Source organism: Sporosarcina sp. E16_8, from assembly GCF_017347095.1.
Taxonomy (GTDB): domain Bacteria; phylum Bacillota; class Bacilli; order Bacillales_A; family Planococcaceae; genus Sporosarcina.
The window spans coordinates 1-4824 of the sequence record NZ_JADPRZ010000092.1 but is presented as its reverse complement, the minus strand read 5'-3'; the positions used below and the strand labels follow the sequence as shown (position 1 = coordinate 4824).

At 39.4% G+C, this 4824-nt stretch carries 4 protein-coding genes and 1 pseudogene; 3 read left to right on the top strand and 2 right to left on the bottom strand.

Annotation, left to right across the window (positions count from 1 at the left end; genetic code table 11):
* Nucleotides 1-196: 196 nt before the first annotated feature.
* Nucleotides 197-381: pseudogene (locus tag I2484_RS21765) on the bottom strand (DUF2975 domain-containing protein); the annotation flags it as partial.
* A 35-nt stretch (nt 382-416) separates the two neighbouring features.
* Complete coding sequence (locus I2484_RS20655) at nt 417-899, bottom strand: DUF2975 domain-containing protein (protein ID WP_207152937.1); 483 nt, start codon at nt 897-899, stop codon at nt 417-419.
* A 525-nt stretch (nt 900-1424) separates the two neighbouring features.
* Here I2484_RS20655 and I2484_RS20650 point away from each other — a divergent pair.
* The 3 genes from I2484_RS20650 to I2484_RS20640 all read left to right on the top strand — a co-directional run bounded on the left by I2484_RS20650 (nt 1425) and on the right by I2484_RS20640 (nt 4654).
* Nucleotides 1425-2042: a 3'-5' exonuclease gene (locus tag I2484_RS20650; RefSeq protein WP_207152936.1), complete on the top strand. Its 618-nt coding sequence runs from the start codon at nt 1425-1427 to the stop codon at nt 2040-2042.
* Between the two features lie 98 nt (nt 2043-2140).
* Nucleotides 2141-3313: a polysaccharide deacetylase family protein gene (locus I2484_RS21905; RefSeq protein WP_207152935.1), complete on the top strand. Its 1173-nt coding sequence runs from the start codon at nt 2141-2143 to the stop codon at nt 3311-3313.
* A gap of 354 nt (nt 3314-3667) precedes the next feature.
* On the top strand, nt 3668-4654 hold the full coding sequence (locus tag I2484_RS20640) for a nuclease-related domain-containing protein (RefSeq protein ID WP_207152934.1): 987 nt from the start codon (nt 3668-3670) through the stop codon (nt 4652-4654).
* The last annotated feature ends 170 nt before the right edge of the window (nt 4655-4824 follow it).

The following is a 4824-nucleotide window of genomic DNA, read 5'->3' as shown; positions in this document are numbered from 1 at the left end:
GACGTTTTTCCTTTCTGTAGACTCTAATGGACAGTATAGCCATCAAGCCTTGGACAGATAACCCCGTCAACAATTGGACCTTTGAATGCAGCATTAACATTCAGGGACGCAATCTATGGATACAGGACTATCCATGTATGAATTCCGTTTTGAGTAGGACTTAACTTTTTTGTGACCTAGATATTTACTTAGTTCCAAAGTGAAAAGGCATATCCGCTCCATACATCAAGCTGAAAACGAGATATTTCATTAGGGCAATATTTGGATACAATTTTGCTGCGAAATTCGCCAAATGAGGCACTGAAAATATGCACAATGCAAGAACTGGGATTCCTATAAAATAACAGCTAGCTTTAAAAAGAGTGTGGTAACATGTTTCATGAAAAATACCTCGTTAATTAGCCTTTCTCAAACCGTTATTCATTTTCCGACTTAATATCTGAGACATTTTTTAATGGCTTTTGAAGTGCATCCACAATGGCTGCGATGATACTTGTTGCTAAAATACCCATTAGACTTAGTGATATAGGACCTGCTGGATCATCACCTGTGAATTGAGCATGCACCTTTAAATAAACTATTGCTAACAAAATGAAGAAAATGACAGTAAATGCGCATTTTTTTATTACCTTCAAAGATTGAAGAGATAACCGAGAGAAAGCATTGTTCTTTTCGATATAGGTTAAAAGTTTAAATACATGATACAACGCTACAGAAAACGTAATACATATTCCATATGCACATACCAAAAGTGGATATAGCGAATAATCACCTGGACGCTCTATCGCGTCTCTTCTGGCTGCTTCAGGCAACAAAAATATACACACGGCAAGCACTGCAATTCCAATCAGAAAAATTATTACCTTTAAGAAAGTGGTTGAACCTCGTTTAACATTCATTTAAAACACCTCGCATATTTAATGACAACATGATTTTATCATAATATTTATCGATTTACAATAAACTATTGTTGTTCTTTATTATATTATTACTTCTATTTAAATATTCTTTTAATACGATAATATTTAAAAGCATTTCTCATTACAAAGAAATGCTCTTACTTTAAAATGTTAAATTTACAACTTGTTCAACAAAACTTCCCCGTTAGTTTAAGTGAAAACTTTCGCAAGACGTAAATTTATGTGGTGTCTTCAATTTGCATACCTTTTGATGTACGAATCAGTATGTCAAATTGAATAGAGCATTGAGAAGACAACAAAAAAGCAAACACCAATTCATATGTGAATTATGTCCCCTATTTAAGTTGTTCCTCAATATTTTCTCCCATTCAACCGGAGCTGTTACACTGAGAGCTCCTTTTTTGTTTTTATTGTAGATTAAGCGCTGTAAAAAAGGGTATTAAATAGTATAAGTAGAATTACTACTAAACAACGGCCAGATACCCAAAAAAAGGAAGTGTATCCATGACGAACTGGAATACAGAAGCCATCGAATTACTTGAAGGGAAGCCGAAGCAACAAAACAGGGGAGCAAGAAGAGCCGCGAAAGATAAGAAATATAAATCATCATCCAAATTAGTGAATGATTATATCGTACTCGATTTTGAAACAACGGGATTGCGTGCTGGCGCCGATAAAATTATTCAAATTGGTGCCATTAAGTATGTAAATCATGAAGTGAAAGATATGTTTAATACATTCATCAACCCCTTCCGTCATATCCCAGAAACCGTTACACGACTTACAGGCATTTCAAACGAAATGGTCAAATCGGCACCAAGTATGGATCAAAAAATTGAAGAACTGCTCGAATTCATCGGAGATTTACCAATCATTGCCCACAATGCGTCGTTTGATATGGGTTTCCTATATGCGCTCGATAACATCGATGGCATAAGCATCCCTGAGTATATCGTCATTGATACCGTCAAACTAGCTAGAAAAGAAATTACCGAAGCCCCGAATCATAAACTAACCACATTGACCGAATTTCTACAGCTCGAACATGATGCCCATGATGCAATCGGTGACTGTATCGCAACAGCGGCAATTTATCAATATTGCGTAAAAAAGCATGTTTGAACTACAGTCGCATAATCTACTAAGCCGGCTATAACTGTCGGCCTATTTTGGCAAGGGGAAGGACAGGGAAATAAATGAATGGAAAGGGGGGAATTAGAGTGAGAAGAAATATGTTGACCATCTGTACGGTATTAATTATAAGTTTAATTTTCGGCACAACTGAAGGTGAGGCATTAGCAAACAAACCAACACATTACATAGGACTTCATGATCGATTATTGGACTTTAAAGACGTCCGGGTCATCGATAACGATATGAAGATCCCACTTAGCGAAATCACACAAGTTCTCTACATTCCGGTAGAAAAACAACAAGGCGTCACTTATCTTCGAAAAAAAGGCATCGTAATCAGCTATGACGAATCAACGAAACTAACATCCAAAGACGGCGTAGAACTCAGTTGGTCTCCGATCGTCGACGTCGACGGCACGCTCTACATTAGCGCCAAATACATCGCTAGACAAACGGGCTTCAAAGTAGAATACATCCAAAAAATGAAAACGCTGCGTATTTTTCGCGATGACTACGAGCATATGAGCCATGCTGATTACGAAAAACATATCAAACAATTATTGGACAAAAAACAGCCGGCCAAACCATCGGCTAAGCCACCAACCAAGCCAGAAAAACCTGGAGCAAAATCCGCAACAACGATCTACTTGACCTTTGATGACGGTCCCAATAAATTCACAACAATCAACAACGCAACCCTGAAAAAGTATAACGTCCACGGTACATTCTTCTTCCTAGGAAAACACATGAAAAACAACGAGAAAATCGTTAAAACAGTTGCCAGCGACGGTCACTACATCGGCACGCACAGCATGACACACGACAAAGACAAAGTATATAAATCCACAAAATCATTTATCGATGAAATGAACGAAGGAACGAAACTCATCAATAAAATGACCGGCAAAGATGCTAAACTAATCCGTGTCCCATACGGCAGCAAACCGCACGTCACGCCGGCTATGAAAAAACAGCTCAATCAAAACAACTATAAAATGTGGGACTGGGACGTCGACTCCAACGATTGGAAATACACCGACAAAGATGCTGACAAAGTCGTCAAAAACGTCAGGGACGGCGTCAACAAGGCCAATAAATCCGGCGACCGTAACATCATCGTTCTGCTACATGACCGCAGTCAAACAGCAAAAGCTCTCCCTGAAATCATCGAATGGCTACAAAAAGAAGGCTATACCATTAAAACATACGAACCCGAGCACCACATCATCCAAAACTTCTTAAGTGATATCACGTTGTAACACAAAAAACCGCCTCTTGCTGGCGGTTTTTTGGTGTGTGGAATCGGGGAGCGACCATATATCTGTGTTGCACCGAGCATATCTGCGCGCGAGCGATCATATCCCAATACAACCGAGCATATCGCCGCGCAAGCGATCATATCCTTCGTCAACCGAGCATATCTGCGCGCGAGCGATCATATTCCAATGCAAGCGAGCATATCGCTCGTCAACCAACCAAATCTCAAATATAAAGCTTAAAAACCTATCAAATATCAATTATTCCACTGTTTAACAAATACATAATTCGGCTTTGACTAAAAGTGTGTAAATCAACTAAAAATTCTGATATTATATTAAAGAGGTGATGAAAAATTGATTTATAAACAACGATCAATACCGAAGAAACTAATTGGATTAAGTGCATTAATGCCCCGATTACAGCCGTCACATATCGAAATGCAAAGAGTTAGAGAGGAGTTTCGAATTCGAAAAGCAGGCTATGGTGGGGAGCAACACTTTGACAAGCATTTACTAGAGTTCAAACCCCTTTATCCACACGCTATCCTGCATGACGTCTGCCTGAAACAGAACGGCGTTTATTTTCAAATGGATTCGGTTCTTATCACGCCAGCTTTCATTCTTATTATCGAGGTGAAAAACATTGCTGGAAAAATAATTGTGAAATCAAACCCTACACAGTTCATCCAGGAATCCCTTACAGGAGAACGAAAAGTGCTGAGCAACCCCATTGCTGAGCTTGAGCGCAAGCAACTATTTCTCATAGAATGGCTAAAGCAAAGGAAAATCGATATCCCGATTAGCGGACTCGTTGCTTTCGCATTCACCAATGAGTTAATAGTTGAAAACGTCCCCGAAACTAAAATCACATTCACCAATGAAGCTCCGACTTATTTGTATTCCTTATCCGTCGACAAAGAAATCATTAGCAAAGATATCATACGGAAATTAGCATTCGAATTAAGAAATAACCATCAAGAATATGATCCGTTCCCAATAACCAAATTGATGAATATATCCCCAATCGATATTTTACCCGGAGTCATTTGCCCGGCATGCAAAACCAGAGGAATGCAATGGAAGCATAAGAAATGGGTGTGCCAGATGTGTGATCACACCGGACAAAGATGTCATGTAGATGCACTTGCAGATTGGATTTGTCTCATTGGTAACCGAATAACCAACAAGGAATTCAGAAGTTTCATGCTGCTAAATGATCGACAAGTAACAACGAGATTCCTTGCCCGATCTGGACTATCACACGAAGGGAAGGGGAAAGGTAGTTTCTATACCATGAATGAAAAGACAAATAAGCATGAGTCAGCGCTTCATGAACTTTGAAGCGTTTTTTTCTATCAATAAAACTAGTAACCAATCATATATCCCACTCAACCGGGCATATCCCCGCGCGAGCGATCATATATCCCTGCCACCGAGCATATCCCCGCGCGAGCGATCATATATCCCACTCAACCGAGCATATCCCCGCGCGAGCGATCATATATCCCTGC

What these genes read in the sequence shown, in the direction of transcription:
- I2484_RS20650 (WP_207152936.1), top strand. Translation starts at nt 1,425, where the DNA reads ATGACGAACTGGAATACAGAAGCCATCGAATTACTTGAAGGGAAGCCG.
- I2484_RS20655 (WP_207152937.1), bottom strand. Translation starts at nt 899, where the DNA reads ATGAATGTTAAACGAGGTTCAACCACTTTCTTAAAGGTAATAATTTTT.